Source organism: Acinetobacter pollinis (genome assembly GCF_015627175.1).
In the GTDB taxonomy this organism is placed as follows: Bacteria; Pseudomonadota; Gammaproteobacteria; order Pseudomonadales; family Moraxellaceae; genus Acinetobacter; species Acinetobacter pollinis.
Map to the genome: position 1 here is coordinate 1 of NZ_VTDQ01000021.1, position 18,354 is coordinate 18,354.

Consider the following 18,354-nt stretch of genomic DNA (forward strand, 5'->3'; position numbering starts at 1 on the left):
CGCGATCACCTGCAACATTGCCTTCAAAGACCATATACAAACGACCATCATTTGGATCAATGAATGGACATGGGTCACGGAAGTTCCAGTATGGGTTTTGTGCTTCAGTTTGATAGTATTTTCCATCCGCTGAAAATAATGATTTAACGGTACTGAAACCTTCAACCGTCACCCCTGTATCAGAAGTCACTAAACGACCACGTACTTTTGCAATCGTTGCACCTGGTGTCACACAGGTATAGTACAAATCAACATCACCTTTATCGTTTAGTAAGATAGGTGTACCTGCCCACTCACGTGATGTTGGAGAAACCCCTTCTTTCATTACACGACCGCCAAAGACCCAGCTCTTTCCATCACGGCTGTACCAAAAGCAAATACGTGCACGACCATGACGATCATTCCAATCTGCTGTGATATCATAATTGCCATTAGCATCTTTAAACTCATCAGGGCTACGAGTTGCTGTCAGGGTGAAAATTACTGACCAGCCATCAATTGAAACCACAGTACCGTCTAAAATACGTAAAGGCATGGTATCCCAGATAAAGAGTTCATCATTCATCACAGGGAAATCTGCAGAAACAATCGGCTGAGTTGTTGTTGGATCATCTTCATTCACTTTTAAAGCGTCAGCACGTGTCCAAATTGTCGATTGATAGTTTGTATTAATCATCTCTAGTGATCCTTATTTTATAAATATTTTGCGAAACCGCATTTAGAAAATAGATCAGAAGAGAAAAAATAAAAAACCAATTGAGGTGTAAAGGAACTGACACAACAAAGAGAGAAAGATTGCTTGATATTCAGTTGTTTATAGATTGGCACAACAATAAAGGATGGCGCTTTGCAGAGAAAGATAGAGACTATTTGCGGCCATAAAAAAAGCTCAGCTGAAGAGACCAACTGAGCTGAAAAACTGCATAATATGCAAATTCACTAGAGGGTGAGCCAATATCTATTGACTAAGGCCATTGTGTATAAAAAGAGCGATTTATAAAAATACTTTTATTATATAAGTAAAAACTATGATATATTGATGTTATTAGCCTCATTAATACAATCAAGTAACTGTATTAAAACAATTTATAATTAAAAAACTTAGCTATATTAATTCTTTTTTTATATATAAAGATACAGATTTGTCTGGTTACAAATCAAACACTTGAATTAAAATAAGTCAAATAATTAACGAATAATAATATTAAATGTGACATATATCACAACTATTCTTTAAGCTTCGCAACCCGATAAACTGTCGCAATGCCTACACCAACAGCTTTTGAAATTTCTTCTTTGGTCATCGTGTCTAAAGCTAAAAGTTGTTTAATTCGTGTATGTTTTGCTTTATTGGGTGCTTTACCTTTAGGTTTGTAACCTGAGCGTAGCAACCCTTGTTTAATACGTTCTGTCCTCTTTTCATTATCTAATCTTGCCATTGTGGCCAGTAAATCAATTAACATCGCATTAATGACATACAAGATATCGCCTGTCATACCTTCTTGAATTAAATGATGAGTTGTTGGTAAGTCGGCAACTATTAGTTTCAAACCTTTATCTTTTATTTTTTGTTTGAGTATTTCAAAGTCATCTTGTGAGAGACGAGATAAACGATCGACACTTTCAACCAATAAAATATCACCTTGTTGAGAGTCATTTAATAACTGATTGAGTTGAGGTCGATTTAATTTAGTTCCTGAATAGTTTTCGATATAAGACAGATAATTTGACGAATAGTGCATACTGAATTTGATTAAATCTTCTAAGGCACGTTCAGCATCTTGATCTTTGGTGGATGCTCTAACATAAATTCTAACTATATTCATATCAATTAGACTTAAAATAGTGAGTAAAGTAATAAAATTAGAATTTTGCCATCTTTTTCTTTTAAATGATAGTCTAATGATATTTATATACAAAATTGAAGATTTTATGAATTGGCTATACTTTTTAGATAGAGACTACACTCACCTCCAGTAAGCATTTGTACAAAAATTTAACGATAGTTTGAAATGACCTCAGAAATGGAAATAAATAGTGACGTTTACAAAAATTCTTTCATTATTTTTTTAAAAAATCTTACTCGTTTGGTTAGGTGATATCTAATCTAGAGTTAATCTATATTGTACTATTCAATTGAATAGTATTTATGACTTTAATGAATAAACCAACTATGACAAATCTATATAAAAAAGAATCTTTTTTAAATGAATTATCTTTCCTTTTATTTGAGCTGACTAATAATACAAATGAATGGTATCTATCAGACTTTTATGATTCACAAATTAAGCCACTTTCAACGAGCACTTCATTCGAACTAGTTTCTGGAGTTATGTCTATCATAGAGTTAAATATTTATAAAAAAGATTTTTTATATGATGCAATATGTATTCTTAATCAATTATATAGACACTCCGATACTACAGAAACTCCTACATATTTAGTTAATAATCCAGATTTTTTTACTAGATTAACATATGAAATTCATGATCAAGATGGAATTCAACTGTTAAGAGAAACAGTAAAAATATTTTAACCACAAATACTTATTTGAATTAAATATAAGAAAAATCAATGTCTTATTACATATAAAAAACTTTATTTATTAATTTTATATAATATATAATTCATAATTTGAAAAAAATTACTGTAGTTTAATGATATTAATTAACTAAAAATATAGTTAAATCTATAGAAAATTTAATTTTAGTGATTCAAACCAATAAACCCAATATATTTAAATAATAATCATTATCAACTAATAATTTATATCCTAAACTTGAATTACAAAATCACGTCAATTCGATATATTTCATAGTGTTGATATTACAATGATTTTATTGTAACTTCAGAATCATATTTTAATATAATTATGGTCAATTCTAATTAAGTTTTCGATCTAAAACTTAAGTTCTATATACCATTAATAAATGTAGGTATTAAAGTAGTATCTACTGTATCGCAGCATATTGCTTTTATCTAAACAATATTATTTATCTATTTTAAATGATTATAAAATCGTTTGATCTATTTAATTTTGCTGCCCCGGTCGTCAAGGAGCTTTCAGCATGGACATGCAGAATCCCATAGTGGGAAAAGTGACAGAACGTGTTATCGCACGTAGTCAAAAAACACGTTCTGCATATTTACAGCATATTGAACATGCACAAGGTAAATTTCCTGCTCGCGGAGTACTTTCATGTGCTAATTTGGCACATGGCTTCGCCAGTATGGATGACACCGAAAAATTAATTATTAAAGTTGGCAATGAACCCAACATTGGCATTATATCTTCATATAATGAAATGCTATCGGCACATGCACCTTTTAAAACATTTCCTGATTTAATTAAAACAGCTGCTTTAAAGAACGGAGGCGTAGCACAATTTGCTGGTGGTGTACCTGCAATGTGTGATGGTATTACCCAAGGTAATGCAGGTATGGAGCTTTCTCTTTTTTCTCGCGAAACAATTGCTATGAGCACGGCTGTTGCACTGTCTCATAACATGTTTGATGCGGCATTATGTTTAGGTGTTTGTGACAAAATTGTGCCAGGATTATTGATTGGCGCACTGCAATTTGGTTATTTACCGACCATTTTTGTACCTGCAGGTCCAATGACAAGTGGCTTGTCTAATGATGAGAAAGCAAAGATTCGTCAGCAATTTGCAACAGGTCAAATTGGCAGAGATGCGCTACTAGAAGCTGAATCTGCTGCATATCATGGACAAGGTACATGCACCTTTTATGGCACAGCGAACAGTAATCAAATGCTCATGGAAGTGATGGGCTTACATCTGCCAAGTGCTGCCTTTGTTCATCCTCATACCCCATTACGTGATGCATTGACTGCTGAAGCTGCCGCGCGTGTACTCGACTTAACAGTAGATCGTGGAAATTATACACCTATCGGTCATGTTATTGATGAAAAAGCGATCATAAACGGAATCGTGGCATTGCTTGCTACTGGTGGCTCAACCAATCACACCTTACATCTTGTTGCAATTGCCCGTGCTGCAGGCATCTTAATTGATTGGGACGACTTTGATGAATTGTCTGCTGTGGTTCCTTTACTTGCGAAAATTTATCCAAATGGCAAAGCCGATGTAAATCATTTTCAGGCTGCAGGTGGTATTGCTTTTCTCATTAGAAATTTACTTGAAGCGGGTCTTCTACATAATGACGTAACGACCGTGGCAGGAAAAGGGTTACAGCATTACACCAAAGAGCCAAAATTGATTGATGGCAAACTCACTTGGGTAGATGGTGTAGCTCAAAGTCTTGATGATAAGGTTCTACGAAGTATTGATGCACCATTTCAGCCAGATGGTGGTTTACGCTTAATGCAAGGCCGTTTAGGCCGTGGTGTAATTAAAGTTTCTGCCATAGCCCCTGAACACCGTAAAGTTAAAGCACCTGCAATCGTATTTGACTCACAAGAAGCGGTAAAAGCTGCATTTGATCGTGGCGAATTAAACAGAGACTTTATTGCTGTTGTCCGTTTCCAAGGTGCACGTGCCAATGGCATGCCAGAGTTACATCGTTTAACGCCTGTACTTGGTGTTTTGCAAGATCAAGGTTTTCATGTCGCTTTAGTAACCGATGGCCGTATGTCTGGTGCATCAGGTAAAGTTCCATCCGTAATTCATTTATCTCCTGAAGCATTATTAAATGGTCCAATTGCCAAAGTGCAAACTGGAGATATGATCATCATTGATGCAGAAGCTGGCATACTCGAGATCGAGTTAGATGAACACGTCTGGCAATCACGTCCTGTAGCTCAACCAGAGCATCAAGCAGAAAATGAAGTTGGGTTTGGTCGTGAATTATTTGGCGTATTCCGTGCAGCAGCTGCACCAGCAGAGCATGGTGCTTCTGTGTTTGGTGCACTCACTGGTGAACAGATTCAATCTTAGATTTTAAGAATAATAGGGATAAGTGATGATTAAAATTCAAGATATTGTTCAATTAGGGCCAGTCATTCCAGTATTGGCATTTGACTCGGCAGAACAAGGTGAGCATGTTTCTCGTGCTCTACATGCTGGTGGTGTAAAAGTTCTAGAAATTACTTTACGCACGGCTGCAGGACTTGCAGCGATTGAGCGTGCAAGTCATTTAGCAGATGATATTGTGGTAGGCGTTGGTACAATTACTAAGCCGGAACACTGTGCTCAGGCTAAAAAAGCAGGTGCTCAATTTGGCGTGTCACCTGGTTTAACTCGAGATTTACACTTGGCTGCCCAAGATGCTGGCTTGCCTTTATTACCAGGCGTAATGACACCAAGCGATCTGATCCAAGCGATTGAGCTCGGCTACGAGATTGTAAAATTCTTCCCTGCCCAACAAGCAGGCGGTACCAAAATGCTTCAGGCATTTTATGGCCCATTCCCTAATTTAAGTTTTTGCCCAACAGGTGGGATTACACCCGAAACAGCTCCAGATTTCTTAAAGCAGCCAAATGTTGTATGTGTTGGTGGTTCTTGGCTCACGCCAAAAACAGCACTTGCTTCGCAAGATTGGGCGGAGATTACACGTTTGGCTCAAATAGCAAGTCAACTACACGGTTAGTCATTGCAAGTTTAAAAAATGCTCTACGAACAAGATCAAGGGATTTTGATCTTACTTAAAAGATAAGGGTCTTGTGTTGGCTTTGTATTCCACCTGACCACTTAATTAAAAAGGAAGTATCCATGATTGTGATTGCAATGGGTGTCTGTGGAACAGGCAAAACGCTAATTGGTGAGTTATTGTCTGCACAGTTGGCTTGTGACTTTATTGATGGTGACACATATCATTCTGCCGAAAATAAAAGCAAGATGAGCCAAGGTATCCCCTTAACAGATGAAGACCGTTTTCCTTGGCTGCATGCCATCCGTAATGTCATAGAAGATAAACAAAACATGGGGCAAACAGCCGTATTTACTTGCTCTTCACTCAAACGAATATATCGTGATATTTTACGTGGTCATGATGAAAATATAATCTTTGTCTACCTAAAAGGCTCATATGAGTTGCTAAAGCAACGCCTTGCAGAGCGAAAAGATCATTTTTTTGATCCTGATTTATTACAAACACAGCTCGATACATTAGAAGAACCAGATGCGAGTGAAGCAATTATCATTGATATTACCCACACACCTAAAAAGATTGTTGAAGAAATTAGTAAAAAACTAGAAACAATCCACAATATAGCTAAGGTCTAAATCAACTTATTAAGATAAATCAATTTTATAACTCATAGTTAATTTAATTAGCTATGAGTCATTGTGGTACCCGTATTTAAAAAATCTGATCTTCAGAAATTGAATATGAATATGTTCATCTGAGAAGAACGCATGATGTAAATCATCTAAATTCAGTATATAGAAAGAATAAAAATCTAAATTTCTATAAAAGAGTTGCTTTAAGAGGAAGTAAGCTTTTTATACGGTGCCTGTGAACAGCACCCTGTATTAAGTATCAACCACAGATATTTATATCACTGTGGCCGCGTCGTTCAATGGAGAATTTGAAATGGAAGACTGGACGCAAACACTAGGAACGCTCCCCTTGCTCGGCATTGCTGCTGGAGCGATCGTGCTTATTCTATTTATGGTCATCAAGCTTAAATTGCATGCTTTTTTGGTACTCATTCTCGTATCACTGCTTACAGCAATCACTACAGGTATACCACTTAAAAATATTGCTGATGTTCTTGTCACAAGTTTTAGTGGTACGCTAGGACATATCGCACTCCTTGTGGGTCTTGGTGCTATGCTAGGTAGTTTGGTCGAATCTAGTGGTGGAGCACGCATCCTCGCAGATAAAATGGTGAGTATATTTGGTGAAAGGCGTGCACCTTTCGCTCTTGGTATAGCCTCTTTAATTATGGGATTTCCCATTTTCTTCGATGCAGGACTCATCGTCATGCTTCCTATCGTGTTTGCTGTTGCAAGACGTTTGGGTGGCAATAACTTAGTGTTGTATGGCATTACCTCTGCATCTGCCCTTTCCGTGATGCACATTTTTTTACCACCACATCCCGGCCCAATTACTGCAACCGCGACCTATGGTGCAAACCTTGGCATTGTACTAATACTTGGCTTAATCGTAGCCCTACCAACTTGGTATTTGTCAGGTTATCTTTGGGCAAAATTTATTAATCAGCGTATTCCGTTGCCTGTTCTGGCTCTTTTTGGTAGTCCTGCAGATGATGTTGAGCCCAATAATCCACCATCAGCCAGTACTGTTATTGGGATTATTGCCATTCCATTATTACTCATTTTCATGAACACCGGTCTAAGCACACTTATCTCAGCAGGTGTACTTAATGGCAATCATACTTGGGTACGTGCTCTTATTCTCATGGGTACTAGCGAGATTGCTCTTCTAATTGCACTTATCGTTGCTATGTTTGTACTAGGAACTCGTCGTGGTTTACATGGTAGTGCACTTGAAAAAGTTGTCGATCGGTCACTAGGCCCAATTTGTTCAGTAGTACTCATTACAGGTGCTGGAGGAATGTTTGGTGGCGTTCTTCGTGCATCAGGCATTGGTACAGCTCTTGCTGATAGCCTCAATGGCCTTGGTTTACCCTTAATCTTCGCAGCTTACCTTATTGCCTCATTCTGCGTGTTGCTCAAGGCTCTGCTACCGTTGCACTGGTAACAACAGCTGGTCTGCTTAGTTCTGCTATAGCTGGGGCAGGTTTCTCACCAGTTCAACTTGCCTGTATTACGATGGCAACCGCAGCAGGCTCTGTATTTGCTGGTCATGTTAATGATGGTGGTTTTTGGCTTATGGGACGTTTGATGGGTATGGATGTTAAAACGACATTAAAAACTTGGACCATGCAGCAAGCCTTAGAATCAGTAATCGGCTTCGCCATCATACTTGTCATCTATGCAATTGTTTAAGGAGTTTTTATGTTTGATCTTAGCGATAAACTCGCTCTTGTGACTGGCTCCTCTCGGGGCCTTGGCAATACTTTAGCCAGTGCATTGGCTGGAGCTGGAGCACGTATTATTTTACATGGTCGTGATTCGAAATCACTTGATAATGCTGCGGTTGAGTGGGAAAAATCTCATGGTGTACGACCAGATACTATTTTATTTGATGTACAAGATGCTGCAAGTGTTGAAGCAGCTGTCAGTGACCTGATTGAGAAGTTTGGCATACCAGATATTTTAGTAAATAACGCTGGGATTCAGCGTCGATCACCTTTTGCAGAGTTTGCCATTTCTGATTGGGATGACGTTATCGCCACAAATTTATCTAGTGTTTTTTATGTATCGCGATTTATTGTACCTCATATGATCCTTCGTGGCTCAGGTAAGATCATTAACATTGCATCGGTGCAATCAGAGTTAGGACGCCAAACAATTGCGCCATATGCTGCGAGCAAAGGTGGCGTTGCTATGCTAACCCGAGGAATGACAGCAGACCTTGCACGTCATAATATTCAAGTAAATACATTATCCCCTGGTTACTTTGCAACAGATATGAACAATGCTCTTGTCGCTGATGAAAAATTTACAGCATGGCTTGAACAGAGAACACCCGCTGGACGTTGGGGTCGTCCTGAAGAGCTTGTAGGAGCTTTAGTATTTCTTGCGTCATCGGCAAGTGATTTTGTCACGGGTCAAAATATATTTGTAGATGGTGGCATGACAGCTGTTGTCTAAATAAGAACTTAATATTTTTGCTCGCTCTATTAAAGCGATCGATGTATTACTTTTTAATCAATATAAAATCTAACATTGCAATATGCTGAGTTTTATATAAGGAAGGCATTTATTTAAGAAATAAGTTAAAACCTTCTTTTAAATTAATAAAAGTAAATGCTTAATATTTTTGTTATTAATGACCGAATAACATAATTAATATTTAATTTCGGTTTACTCTCTGAATAAACTCTTAACAGAATGAATGATTAAACTGTAAAGATTGAAGTTAAATATTTCAGAGCTATGCATAAATATAGGCTTTAAAAAACCGACCATTTGGTCGGTTTTTTTCGATGAACTTATTGTTCCCATACACTATTTTGTACTTCTTTAATAGGTTGTTGAATTTCCAATGGAAACAAATTACGGAAATTTGATTTTTCGTCCACAATAACATCAACCATCTTGGTAATATCCATATCTTCTGGATATTGCTCTTGATCAAATGATGGGTTGTCATGGTTAATCATAGAATGTTCAGGATGATGCCATGCATTCGATGCCTCTGTCATTCGATCATTAAAACCAGTCGCATATGGTCCTGGATTAATTGTTGCAATCGTTACACCGAAAGGTTCGACCTCTTGTTTCAATGCCTGTGCAGCAGCTTCTAGAGCGTGTTTTGAACCACAATATGCACCATATTTCTCAAGAGAAATAATGCCACCTATAGACGATATGAACACAACTCTACCTGATTTCTTTTCCATAAAACGACGAACTATCTTTTGTGTCAATTCAATAGTAGAGAAAAAATTAACTTCAAATTGGTTTCTTAATACCTGATTTGGCATATCAACCAATGATCCACCTTCACCAATTCCAGCATTATTAACCAAAATATCGAGATCTAAATGACTCACATAGTTCTGATCAATAGAACTACAAATATCGAGCTTAAATACATTTGCCTTTAGATTATTTTCTAAAAGCGTATTCTTTAGCGTAGTAATCTGGCTTGCAATTTCTACACCTGCATAAACATCATATCCACGTTTAGCAAGCTCAATAGTATAAAGTTTACCAAAACCACTACCCGCACCAGTCACTAAAACTTTTTTCATTTTATATCTCCTCAGTCTAAGTAGTTTGCAAGTTGATTTACGATATCTAGATCTTTATGTGGATCACTCGATGAAATGCCTAAAAAATATTTTATTCCTGAAGTACTTGAAACCACTTTTCCTCCAGGAATAAAACAGTAGGCTTTAGAAACCAAAGGCATATCACCTAAAGATTTCAATAATCTATAGATTTCATGATTGTCATGACTAAACTCATAAGCTGTAACTGCTTTTTTTTCAGCCAATTCAATACTGCAAGGTCTAATTTCACCGATTCTAATAAAGAATTCTTTTTGTCCTTTCTCATTAAGAATAGACATGCAAAACCCTACTTCTAGTTCAGTTGCTAAAGCTTTTGCTTGTTCAATTAAATCGCATGTATCTAAATTCATCATTCAAAAGGCCTCTTCTTCATAAGGATCTAATGACCAACTCACGTAAGTTTCTAAAAAAGAAATCAATTAATAGAAACCTTAGTTAAATAACAATAATGTTAACTTTTTCTAATGTTAGTAAATACTAACATTAATGTCAAGTTTATTTAAAAATCTACTTTCAAGATCTCTTATTTTTATTATTTCTAAAATTGTATATTTTGTATTAATACCCATTTATTTAGAACTAAATTAGAATTATATTAGTTTTAATTTAGTTCTAATATGAAACCAAAATGATACTACTTATTGGAAGCCAAAAAGGTGGATGTGGAAAGTCTACCATTGCTATTAATATTGCTGCTTACCTAGCAGATGCAGGTAAAGATGTTGTGTTAGTAGATGCAGATCGACAACAAAGTTCAGCAAATTGGGTAAAAGATCGCGATGAAACTTCACTCAATAAAGTACATTGTGTACAGCGTTATGATGATGTCAAAACAACATTGAAGGATTTATATACTCGTTATGAATACATTGTTGTAGATGTTGCAGGGCATGATAGTAAGGAACTAAGAACTGCTATGCTCGCTGCAGATAAAATTATTGTACCGTTTAGACCCTCCCAATTTGACCTAGATACATTGCCACATTTGACAGAAGTCATTGAACAAGCACAGTCATTTAATGAAAAATTGAAAGCATATGGGTTATTAACATTAGCACCGACTCATCCAACAGTTTCAGAAGTTCAACAAGCGAATGAATACTTATCGGATTTCCCAACTTTTATTGCACTTCAATCTATTATTCATGATCGTAAGATTTATCGAGATTCTATTTCTGAGGGTAAAGGGGTTATTGAATCCAATAATTTGAAAGCAAGAGATGAATTTAATGCATTAATGAAGGAAATTTTGAAATGATTAAAAAAAGAGAAACATCTAAACAAAGTTTAGACATAGATACCTTTATCAATGGATCTTCTTCAGAAGAAAAATATTTAGAAATAAAAGACCCTAAAGCACCGAGAAAATATAAAAATCACACTCTACCCATGAATGAATATGAATATGATCTGCTTAAATCATTGGCAGAAAAATATGGTCAGACTCATAGTGGAATTATTCGATACGCATTAAAAGCTCTGAATGAAAAATAGAACTAATTTGCATCTAATTTAGCTCTAAATTAAAACCAATTTAGAACTAAATTAAAACCAAAATATTAAATAAATATTTTATCTTTTTCTAGAATAAAGAGCTTATAGAAAAGTAGTTCATTCTATTAAGTATACTCTAAGACAAGAAATTAAAGCTCTTCAAACAATGTCTTTTACAATCGTCTGAAGAGCTATTTTATGGTATGGATAAAATAGAAATTAACTTTATAATTTTTCAAAATTCATCAATTTGTCTTATAGAATAAAATATAGGTATTTATTATTTGCAATTATTTTTATAAGTTCTTCTAATTAGATCCTGCTTACATTTCACAGTCTGTGTTAAGTCTACAATCTCAGTAACGCTTTGAAGCCATAATCCTTCATTTGCTAATCGAATTATTCCTAACTCTGCAGAATCATCTGTACTTTGATAAAAATCTAACTTAGATTTTAGCCATTTCCCAAAGATTGAGTTAAATTTTTTATCTGTAATCATCGTCATACTTAATGCAGACCATGGACTCACCAATCCATCAATTTCCTCCATAAACGTAATATGTATGTATGCTCTTGTAAACTTTCCATATTCCGTATCATCATTTGAAATAATCTCTTCAACTTTGCGATTTAGATGACGAATAATTTCATGAATCATTTCTTCTATTAAAATATCTTTATTTGCAAAATGATGATATATCCCCCCCTTGGTAACCCCAACCCCATTTGCAACACTTTGAAGAGATATACCAGAAATTCCTTTCTCTGAAGCTAATATAATTGTCTGTTCAATGATGCGTTTACGAATAATTTCAGGTTGTTTCTTAGGTTGTTGGATTTCTTTCATTGAGTGACCTTCATATTCACAGAGCATATTCATAATGACGCAGAGATTATAAACCTCTACACACAAGCACAGGAGTGCCAAAACATCATTTACACATAAAATAATCAATCATAGAAATTAAAATAAATGGCATAGCTGGATCTTTGAATAATCTATGATATACATCAGATACGACATCAATTCAATCAGAATCTGTTGCATCTCTATTTTAAAAGATAGGGTAGATTCATCACATGCGACCTATGACGTAACAAATTAAAGGTTAAGCGTTTTAATCTTTATGGTCTTTACGCCTTATCTAGTTTAAAGCATCTTCATCGTCATAAAGCTAAATAATCATTCTTAAGAGTTAGTAAAGAGAAAAGTAATTTTTTAAATAAAAATGGTCAAAATAAGCACAACAATATTTTTATTATATAAATAATACAGAAATCTGTTGAAAATTACATACTGTTACAAAGTGATTTTCAATATAGATCAATTAGATAAAAAATAGTATTAATAAAAAATAGACAAAATTGTCTGTTTAGTCTGTTCAATGCTTTAAAAATTTACTATTCTAAATCTGCCCAATAAATAAAACATAATTAGAACTACACATAAGAGGGTGGGCATGAACAATCCGATCTATTTGAAATAGATCGGATTGTTCATTTACTTTTAGAAGTTTCCTTTCTAATACCAATAAATTGATTGTTCATATCTTGACGACTACGATGAGTACTTATTTAACTCAGCGATAAGGCATGGAGAAACAAATAGGGTCTTATGGTAAGCACCCAGTATCGTTTTAAATATTACAACTAACCATATAATGATTGTCAAAATTATCAATAAATACGCAATATATTGAATTGGCTGTAAGCTAATTTGACGACCTAACTCCAAGATAGCTAAATTATAAACACCTAATGGAAATGTAAGTGCCCACCATCCTAAATTAAAGTTTAAATGCTGATTTCTTTGTCTGTAAATTGTGAATAATGCAATTATAAACCACCAGAAACCAAAACCAATTAAAATTAAACTGCCTAGTATGCCAAAATAATGCATAAATTCGCCCAATTTTGCCATATGAATAGGATTTAGTACCTGAGGAGCCTGTTTACCCAATAGAAGAATCGAAAGTGCTCCTGTTCCTATAGGACCAAGTGCTAAGCATCCAGAAATCGTCATGCTTTGCTCAGGTAATTTATGCAATGCCATTCTTAAAAATAAAATAGCTAAAATACAAAAGGCAGGTAGTACAGACAGTCCCCACAACATGTAACTTCCAATAAGAACTGTTAATGCGTGTCCATGAGAAAGGTGGTTTGTTAAAAGAAGTCCCCCTGAACTGGCTGCAACCTCAGCTGTGACAATAGGAAGAAGCCAAACAGCCGTCATGGTCTTTAACTCATGATTTTGTCGGGTGAACATCATTGCTGGAACGAAAAGAGAAACCAGTATTGCTAAGAAAACATCTAAATACCACAAATTTTGTGCAATAAAGATCATCTGATTATTCAGTAAATTAGATCCATACTTTAAGCAACCATTAATAATAGTTGCTAATCCCATTGGAATTGCACCTAGAAAAAAAAGCATTTGAGAATGGTTTAAGATCAGTTTTGCTTCTTGATAAAAATAAATCCATCTTGCTGCATACATTCCTGAAAATAGAATAAATAGCAATATATTTAAGATCCAAAGCAATGTACCTACAAAGAAAAATACATCGTGTAGAAATGGTAGCTCTGAAATAGACAAAGAGACGATTCCTGTCCCCATTGTGACAGTAAACCAATTCGGTGTGAAATGTCTGATTATATTGAGTTTCAGATTAAATTTATTCATTTAGTATTCCTAAATAAGGAAGTTAGATAAATAATAAACTCAATCTAATATCAAATAAATTGATAATATTTAATTTTAAAAACAAGAAAAACTTATATTAAAGTACTATTAATTGCATTATCACATAAATTTATAGTTTAAATTATGAAACTTTTTTTTGACCAACATGATGATATGCACGGTTAAAATATACTAGACTTCGATCATGATCACTTTGCTGAAGTGCAACAATACGACAAATAAATATTGTATGTGTACCAACTTCCTGAATCTGATCAATTTCACAATCAAAACTTACGAGCGCATCTTCTAAAACAGGAGCACCTGTCTTTAAGGTAGTCCAATGACCACAAGCAAAACGCTCTTCTGGCGTCATCTTAGAGGAAAACGCTTTAGAAATATGTTGATGATCTGCTTTGAGTACATTGACTGTAAGAATTTTATTTTCTACAAAATACTGATGTGAACTAGAAGCTTTATTCATACAAACCAGTAGTGTAGGTGGCGTATCTGTCACGCTACATACTGCAGATGCTGTGAATCCATAACGACCAGATGCACCTATCGTAGTAATTACATTAACTGCACTTGTTAATAATGACATTGCATTTCTAAAGTCTGTTACTTCAACCATGACCTGTTCCTAGATTCTACATTTTCTTTAGCATTTGATCTTACCGCATGATTCTCATACGGTAAGAATATAATTTAAATTAAGTATTTATAGATATAATCAAACCAAAATACTTATCTTTTACTGACTCAGGAGCTCTTTTCTTACAATCTCAGCACCTGCAGTAAGTGCTTGAAGCTTACCTCTTGCAACAGCACGAGGTAGAGGTGCCATACCACAATTTGTACATGGATAAAGCTTATCTGCATCTACAAACTGAAGTGCTTTTCGTAATGTATCGGCAACTTCTTCAGGTGTTTCAATGGTATGTGTTGCAACATCAATGGCACCGACCATCACTTTTTTGCCTCGAATGAGCTCCAATAAATCCATTGGAACACGAGAGTTATGGCATTCTAAAGAAATAATATCTATATTTGATTGTTGAAGTTTAGGAAAAGCTTCTTCGTACTGTCTCCATTCAGATCCTAAAGTTTTTTTCCAATCTGTGTTGGCCTTAATACCATACCCATAACAAATATGTACAGCTGTTTCACACTTGAGTCCTTCAATGGCTCTTTCTAATGTTGCAATACCCCAATCATTAACTTCATCAAAAAAGACATTAAATGCTGGTTCATCAAACTGAATGATATCTACACCTGCTGCCTCTAATTCTTTTGCTTCTTGGTTCAGAATTTTGGCAAATTCCCAAGCTAGCTTTTCACGGCTTTTATAGTGGTTATCATAAAGGGTATCAATCATTGTCATTGGGCCAGGAAGCGCCCATTTTATTGGCTGGTCTGTTTGCTGACGCAAGAATTTAGCATCTTCAACAAAAACAGGCTTTTGACGAGATACAGCACCAACAACTGTAGGTACACTTGCATCATAACGATCACGAATTTTTACAGTTTCTCTTTTTTCGAAATCTACACCATTTAAGTGTTCAATAAACGTCGTTACAAAATGCTGTCGAGATTGCTCACCATCACTCACAATATCAATGCCCGCGTGTTGCTGTTCCTGTAGCGAAAGGCGCAAGGCATCTTGTTTGCCTTCAACCAATTCATCGCCATCCAATTTCCAAGGTGACCAAAGTTTTTCAGGTTGTGCTAACCAAGATGGTTTTGGTAGGCTGCCAGCGGTCGAGGTAGGTAGTAATTTTTTCATAATCAATCTTCTATATTTTCATCTTGGTATGTTAGAGCGTGTAATTTGTAGCCCACTGTTCAAGAACATTTTTATAAGGTTTAATAAATTGCTCTTCAGTAAACTTTCCTTGTTTAACAGCCAATTGACTACGCTCTTCTCTGTCATAAACAATTTGGGTCAATGAATAATCTGAATTCTTAAGGCTTGGTTGATAAACACTACTTGCTATATTATTTGCATTATAGATTTCTGGTCTATAAATTCTTTGGAATGTTTCCATTGCACTTATTGTCCCGATCAACTCAAGATTACTATAATCACTTAAAAGATCTCCACGGAAATAAAATGCAAGTGGAGCGACACTCCCCTTAGGCATAAAATAACGTACTTTCAAGCCCATCTTCGCAAAATATTGATCTGTCAGAGAAAAATCATCTTGCTTATATTCAACACCAAGGACTGGATGAACATTTGCTGTTTTATGATAAGTTTTTGTTGTAGATACACTTAAGCAAATGACAGGTGACTTACTAAAATTATTTGTATAAGTCTGAGAATTTACAAATGCTTTGAATATTTTTCCATGTAAATCGCCATAATTTTCTGGAACAGAGAATTTAGGTTGATCTTTATTGTGTTCTAAAAGCAGTACACTAAAGTCGTAATCACGTACATAAGAAGAAAAATTATTTCCAATGATTCCTTCAATACGCTGATTATTTTTATGATCAATAATATTAGTTTGTAAGATTTCAATCGTTGGAAATGTCTTACCATTACCTTCAATGTCAATATCAACTGAAATAATATCAAGCTCAAGGGTATAACGATCTCCTTGAGGATTATCCCAATCTGCTAAAGCATTAAAACGATTATTCATCATATTTAAAGTATTGCGTAGATTTTCTTCACGACTCTCGCCTCTAGCTAAGTTCGCAAAGTTAGTTGTGATACGAGTATTATCTGAAGGGCGATAATTTTCATCGAAACGAATACTTTTAATCGTAAATGTAAATTCTTTAGTCATTGTGATCTCACACCCTAATTTCTACGCTAAAACCTAAATTTGTTGATGAACTCTTTTTCAGTATAAATATAAGGCAAAGTAAATAGTAAATAACCATTGATACCTAAGAGTATGATTTTATTTATACCTGAATCATTAGATGAATAAAAATGATTTTATTTCATATGATTGTGAATAAAATTCATCATTGAGAGAAAAATACTATTAAACTCAAAATTTTGGATGGAAAAATTTCATATAAACCATAAAACTAGTTGTAAAAATCTAAAAAAGAGAGGCGTCTACTTGTATTTTTATGATTTATTTTGAAGACCAAGTCTTTGTAAATGATCAATATTTTCTTGTAAAAAAGTATAATCACACAATTTTTTTCTCAACCGTTGTTCAAGATTTGAATATTCTTCACCAGGTTCAGCATACTGGCTAGCAAAAGTTTGGTCATAAGCAAGTTTTTTTGCAAAAAGTATAATTTGTTTTTCAGTCAGCTCTCTAATATCGTCATTTGGTTTTAAATGAAAAAGTTCAGAATTTTTAACATTAAAGAAAAATTGGAATCCAGAAACAATACGGCCATTTTTATATTGCTCACAAGTTACCGTTAAATTACTGTGTGTATTAATTTCATCAAGTGCTTTGTTTAGAACGTTCTTTTTAAAGTTAGACATCGTTGTATATTCATTATCATCTACACCTAATTTACTTCTTAGGTTTGAGGTTTCATATTTGGGTGTCTTACCAATACTTATCCATTTCACCAAGATTTCATAAAGACGAATACTATACTTGCTTTTAAATTTACTTACCTGATGTAAATAGTATCTGGTGAATTGCTCACTCAACATACTTGTTAGTTCAACAACCTCTTTACTGAAATAAAGTACGATCATTCCTTCATTAGGTAAATACGTGGCTTTATTTACCCAGTTGACTGTAGAATAGCCATCTAGCCCCTTATACCTATCTAAATAACTAAACTCTCTTCTTTTTAAAGTGATCGCCGCATCTTTAATAATTTTATAAATGTTATTACCGCTTGCCTTAAATTGGTCGATATAGTCACTTACTCTAATTTCTATAGGTGTGCTTTCACTTAAATTTATCACTTCTCTACTTGATACAATTGCCATGAGCATGATTCGTTGTTCAACTAGACTTAAGTTAAAACTTGCATCAATTAAAGCATTATCTTTAACAACAAGTTTATGACTAATATCCATTTTTTAATTATCTCTTTTTACCCCAAGTTATTTATAGAAGAAATGATTTGAATAGTCAAACTATTAACTATTCAAATACCCCTTAAAACTATTCACTTGACCCCTTAAAACTATTCACTTGACCCCTTAAAACTATTCACTTGACCCCTTAAAACTATTCATAAAGTTATTATTTTAAATAAAAAACAATGACTTATAGGCACTTAAAAGTATTTAAAAGTATTTAAAAGTATTTAAAAGAAAGATTTTTAATTTAAAAAATAGAAAAGCGATTGTACTCAGTAAGAATTTTCATAGTGAAATACAAATATAAGATTCTTAAATAAAGGAAATTGAGCATCAGAATTGCACCTA

The 18,354-nt window shown here is 34.5% G+C and carries 19 protein-coding genes; 9 read left to right on the top strand and 10 right to left on the bottom strand.

The annotated features are described in order from the left end of the window. Together I2F23_RS08835 and I2F23_RS08840 are read right to left on the bottom strand one after the other, a co-directional pair. On the bottom strand, positions 1-676 hold a 676-nt coding region (locus I2F23_RS08835), incomplete at its 3' end, for a glycoside hydrolase family 68 protein (protein WP_195772236.1). A 550-nt stretch (positions 677-1,226) separates the two neighbouring features. Continuing rightward, on the bottom strand, positions 1,227-1,826 hold the full coding sequence (locus I2F23_RS08840; RefSeq protein ID WP_195772237.1) for a recombinase family protein: 600 nt from the start codon (positions 1,824-1,826) through the stop codon (positions 1,227-1,229). A 323-nt stretch (positions 1,827-2,149) separates the two neighbouring features. Here I2F23_RS08840 and I2F23_RS08845 point away from each other — a divergent pair, with 323 nt between their 5' ends. From I2F23_RS08845 to I2F23_RS08870, 7 genes are all read left to right on the top strand, one after another. Next, the gene (locus tag I2F23_RS08845; RefSeq protein WP_195772238.1) at positions 2,150-2,536 is read left to right on the top strand and encodes a hypothetical protein; all 387 of its coding nucleotides are present in this window, start codon (positions 2,150-2,152) and stop codon (positions 2,534-2,536) included. A gap of 532 nt (positions 2,537-3,068) precedes the next feature. Next, on the top strand, positions 3,069-4,916 hold the full coding sequence (gene edd / locus I2F23_RS08850) for a phosphogluconate dehydratase (protein ID WP_195772239.1): 1,848 nt from the start codon (positions 3,069-3,071) through the stop codon (positions 4,914-4,916). A 25-nt stretch (positions 4,917-4,941) separates the two neighbouring features. Beyond that, positions 4,942-5,568 (top strand): bifunctional 4-hydroxy-2-oxoglutarate aldolase/2-dehydro-3-deoxy-phosphogluconate aldolase, encoded by a 627-nt coding sequence (gene eda, locus I2F23_RS08855; protein WP_195772240.1) that lies wholly within the window; start codon positions 4,942-4,944, stop codon positions 5,566-5,568. A gap of 122 nt (positions 5,569-5,690) precedes the next feature. Beyond that, positions 5,691-6,203, top strand: coding sequence for a gluconokinase (locus I2F23_RS08860; protein WP_195772241.1), 513 nt, complete (start codon positions 5,691-5,693; stop codon positions 6,201-6,203). 310 nt (positions 6,204-6,513) lie between these two features. Next, the gene (locus tag I2F23_RS08865) at positions 6,514-7,647 is read left to right on the top strand and encodes a GntP family permease (protein ID WP_266096417.1); all 1,134 of its coding nucleotides are present in this window, start codon (positions 6,514-6,516) and stop codon (positions 7,645-7,647) included. Between the two features lie 71 nt (positions 7,648-7,718). Next, positions 7,719-7,895 carry a GntT/GntP/DsdX family permease gene (locus I2F23_RS14000; RefSeq protein ID WP_266096418.1) on the top strand — a complete coding sequence of 59 codons (177 nt, stop codon included), beginning with the start codon at positions 7,719-7,721 and terminating at the stop codon, positions 7,893-7,895. A 9-nt stretch (positions 7,896-7,904) separates the two neighbouring features. Next, complete coding sequence (locus I2F23_RS08870) at positions 7,905-8,663, top strand: SDR family oxidoreductase (RefSeq protein WP_195772242.1); 759 nt, start codon at positions 7,905-7,907, stop codon at positions 8,661-8,663. Between the two features lie 341 nt (positions 8,664-9,004). Here the strand turns inward: I2F23_RS08870 and I2F23_RS08875 are convergent, their stop codons facing one another. Both I2F23_RS08875 and I2F23_RS08880 read right to left on the bottom strand, forming a co-directional pair. Next, positions 9,005-9,769, bottom strand: coding sequence for an SDR family oxidoreductase (locus I2F23_RS08875; protein ID WP_195772243.1), 765 nt, complete (start codon positions 9,767-9,769; stop codon positions 9,005-9,007). An 11-nt stretch (positions 9,770-9,780) separates the two neighbouring features. After that, positions 9,781-10,164, bottom strand: a complete 384-nt coding sequence (locus I2F23_RS08880; protein WP_195772244.1) for a heme-binding protein — start codon at positions 10,162-10,164, stop codon at positions 9,781-9,783. 275 nt (positions 10,165-10,439) lie between these two features. On the opposite strand from I2F23_RS08880, the gene I2F23_RS08885 reads away from it, so the two are divergent. Together I2F23_RS08885 and I2F23_RS08890 are read left to right on the top strand one after the other, a co-directional pair. Continuing rightward, the gene (locus I2F23_RS08885; RefSeq protein ID WP_195772245.1) at positions 10,440-11,069 is read left to right on the top strand and encodes an AAA family ATPase; all 630 of its coding nucleotides are present in this window, start codon (positions 10,440-10,442) and stop codon (positions 11,067-11,069) included. Then, positions 11,066-11,305, top strand: a complete 240-nt coding sequence (locus I2F23_RS08890; protein WP_195772246.1) for a hypothetical protein — start codon at positions 11,066-11,068, stop codon at positions 11,303-11,305. The genes I2F23_RS08885 and I2F23_RS08890 overlap by 4 nt, the downstream gene beginning before the upstream one ends. Positions 11,306-11,585: 280 nt before the next feature. Here the strand turns inward: I2F23_RS08890 and I2F23_RS08895 are convergent, their stop codons facing one another. The 6 genes from I2F23_RS08895 to repM all read right to left on the bottom strand — a co-directional run bounded on the left by I2F23_RS08895 (position 11,586) and on the right by repM (position 18,000). After that, positions 11,586-12,185, bottom strand: a complete 600-nt coding sequence (locus tag I2F23_RS08895) for a TetR/AcrR family transcriptional regulator (protein WP_228284806.1) — start codon at positions 12,183-12,185, stop codon at positions 11,586-11,588. Positions 12,186-12,863: 678 nt separating this feature from the next. Then, the gene (locus I2F23_RS08900; RefSeq protein WP_195772247.1) at positions 12,864-13,988 is read right to left on the bottom strand and encodes a TDT family transporter; all 1,125 of its coding nucleotides are present in this window, start codon (positions 13,986-13,988) and stop codon (positions 12,864-12,866) included. Positions 13,989-14,130: 142 nt separating this feature from the next. Continuing rightward, positions 14,131-14,622, bottom strand: coding sequence for a flavin reductase (locus I2F23_RS08905; RefSeq protein ID WP_195772248.1), 492 nt, complete (start codon positions 14,620-14,622; stop codon positions 14,131-14,133). A 120-nt stretch (positions 14,623-14,742) separates the two neighbouring features. After that, positions 14,743-15,774, bottom strand: coding sequence for a methionine synthase (locus I2F23_RS08910; RefSeq protein WP_195772249.1), 1,032 nt, complete (start codon positions 15,772-15,774; stop codon positions 14,743-14,745). A 31-nt stretch (positions 15,775-15,805) separates the two neighbouring features. Further along, entirely contained in the window at positions 15,806-16,783 is a 978-nt protein-coding gene (locus I2F23_RS08915) for a DUF1852 domain-containing protein (RefSeq protein ID WP_195772250.1), read from the bottom strand. 293 nt (positions 16,784-17,076) lie between these two features. Next, positions 17,077-18,000: a replication initiation protein RepM gene (gene repM, locus I2F23_RS08920; protein ID WP_195772251.1), complete on the bottom strand. Its 924-nt coding sequence runs from the start codon at positions 17,998-18,000 to the stop codon at positions 17,077-17,079. Between the last annotated feature and the right edge of the window lie 354 nt (positions 18,001-18,354).

Excerpts from the sequence above, each read along its gene's own strand:
- I2F23_RS08910 (WP_195772249.1), bottom strand. The coding sequence starts at position 15,774 with ATGAAAAAATTACTACCTACCTCGACCGCTGGCAGCCTACCAAAACCA.
- I2F23_RS08900 (WP_195772247.1), bottom strand. The coding sequence starts at position 13,988 with ATGAATAAATTTAATCTGAAACTCAATATAATCAGACATTTCACACCG.
- I2F23_RS08895 (WP_228284806.1), bottom strand. The coding sequence starts at position 12,185 with ATGAATATGCTCTGTGAATATGAAGGTCACTCAATGAAAGAAATCCAA.
- I2F23_RS08845 (WP_195772238.1), top strand. The coding sequence starts at position 2,150 with ATGACTTTAATGAATAAACCAACTATGACAAATCTATATAAAAAAGAA.
- repM (WP_195772251.1), bottom strand. The coding sequence starts at position 18,000 with ATGGATATTAGTCATAAACTTGTTGTTAAAGATAATGCTTTAATTGAT.
- I2F23_RS08890 (WP_195772246.1), top strand. The coding sequence starts at position 11,066 with ATGATTAAAAAAAGAGAAACATCTAAACAAAGTTTAGACATAGATACC.
- I2F23_RS08875 (WP_195772243.1), bottom strand. The coding sequence starts at position 9,769 with ATGAAAAAAGTTTTAGTGACTGGTGCGGGTAGTGGTTTTGGTAAACTT.
- eda (WP_195772240.1), top strand. The coding sequence starts at position 4,942 with ATGATTAAAATTCAAGATATTGTTCAATTAGGGCCAGTCATTCCAGTA.
- I2F23_RS08880 (WP_195772244.1), bottom strand. The coding sequence starts at position 10,164 with ATGATGAATTTAGATACATGCGATTTAATTGAACAAGCAAAAGCTTTA.
- I2F23_RS08865 (WP_266096417.1), top strand. The coding sequence starts at position 6,514 with ATGGAAGACTGGACGCAAACACTAGGAACGCTCCCCTTGCTCGGCATT.
- I2F23_RS08915 (WP_195772250.1), bottom strand. The coding sequence starts at position 16,783 with ATGACTAAAGAATTTACATTTACGATTAAAAGTATTCGTTTCGATGAA.
- I2F23_RS08885 (WP_195772245.1), top strand. The coding sequence starts at position 10,440 with ATGATACTACTTATTGGAAGCCAAAAAGGTGGATGTGGAAAGTCTACC.
- I2F23_RS08870 (WP_195772242.1), top strand. The coding sequence starts at position 7,905 with ATGTTTGATCTTAGCGATAAACTCGCTCTTGTGACTGGCTCCTCTCGG.
- I2F23_RS08905 (WP_195772248.1), bottom strand. The coding sequence starts at position 14,622 with ATGGTTGAAGTAACAGACTTTAGAAATGCAATGTCATTATTAACAAGT.
- I2F23_RS08860 (WP_195772241.1), top strand. The coding sequence starts at position 5,691 with ATGATTGTGATTGCAATGGGTGTCTGTGGAACAGGCAAAACGCTAATT.
- edd (WP_195772239.1), top strand. The coding sequence starts at position 3,069 with ATGGACATGCAGAATCCCATAGTGGGAAAAGTGACAGAACGTGTTATC.
- I2F23_RS08840 (WP_195772237.1), bottom strand. The coding sequence starts at position 1,826 with ATGAATATAGTTAGAATTTATGTTAGAGCATCCACCAAAGATCAAGAT.
- I2F23_RS14000 (WP_266096418.1), top strand. The coding sequence starts at position 7,719 with ATGGCAACCGCAGCAGGCTCTGTATTTGCTGGTCATGTTAATGATGGT.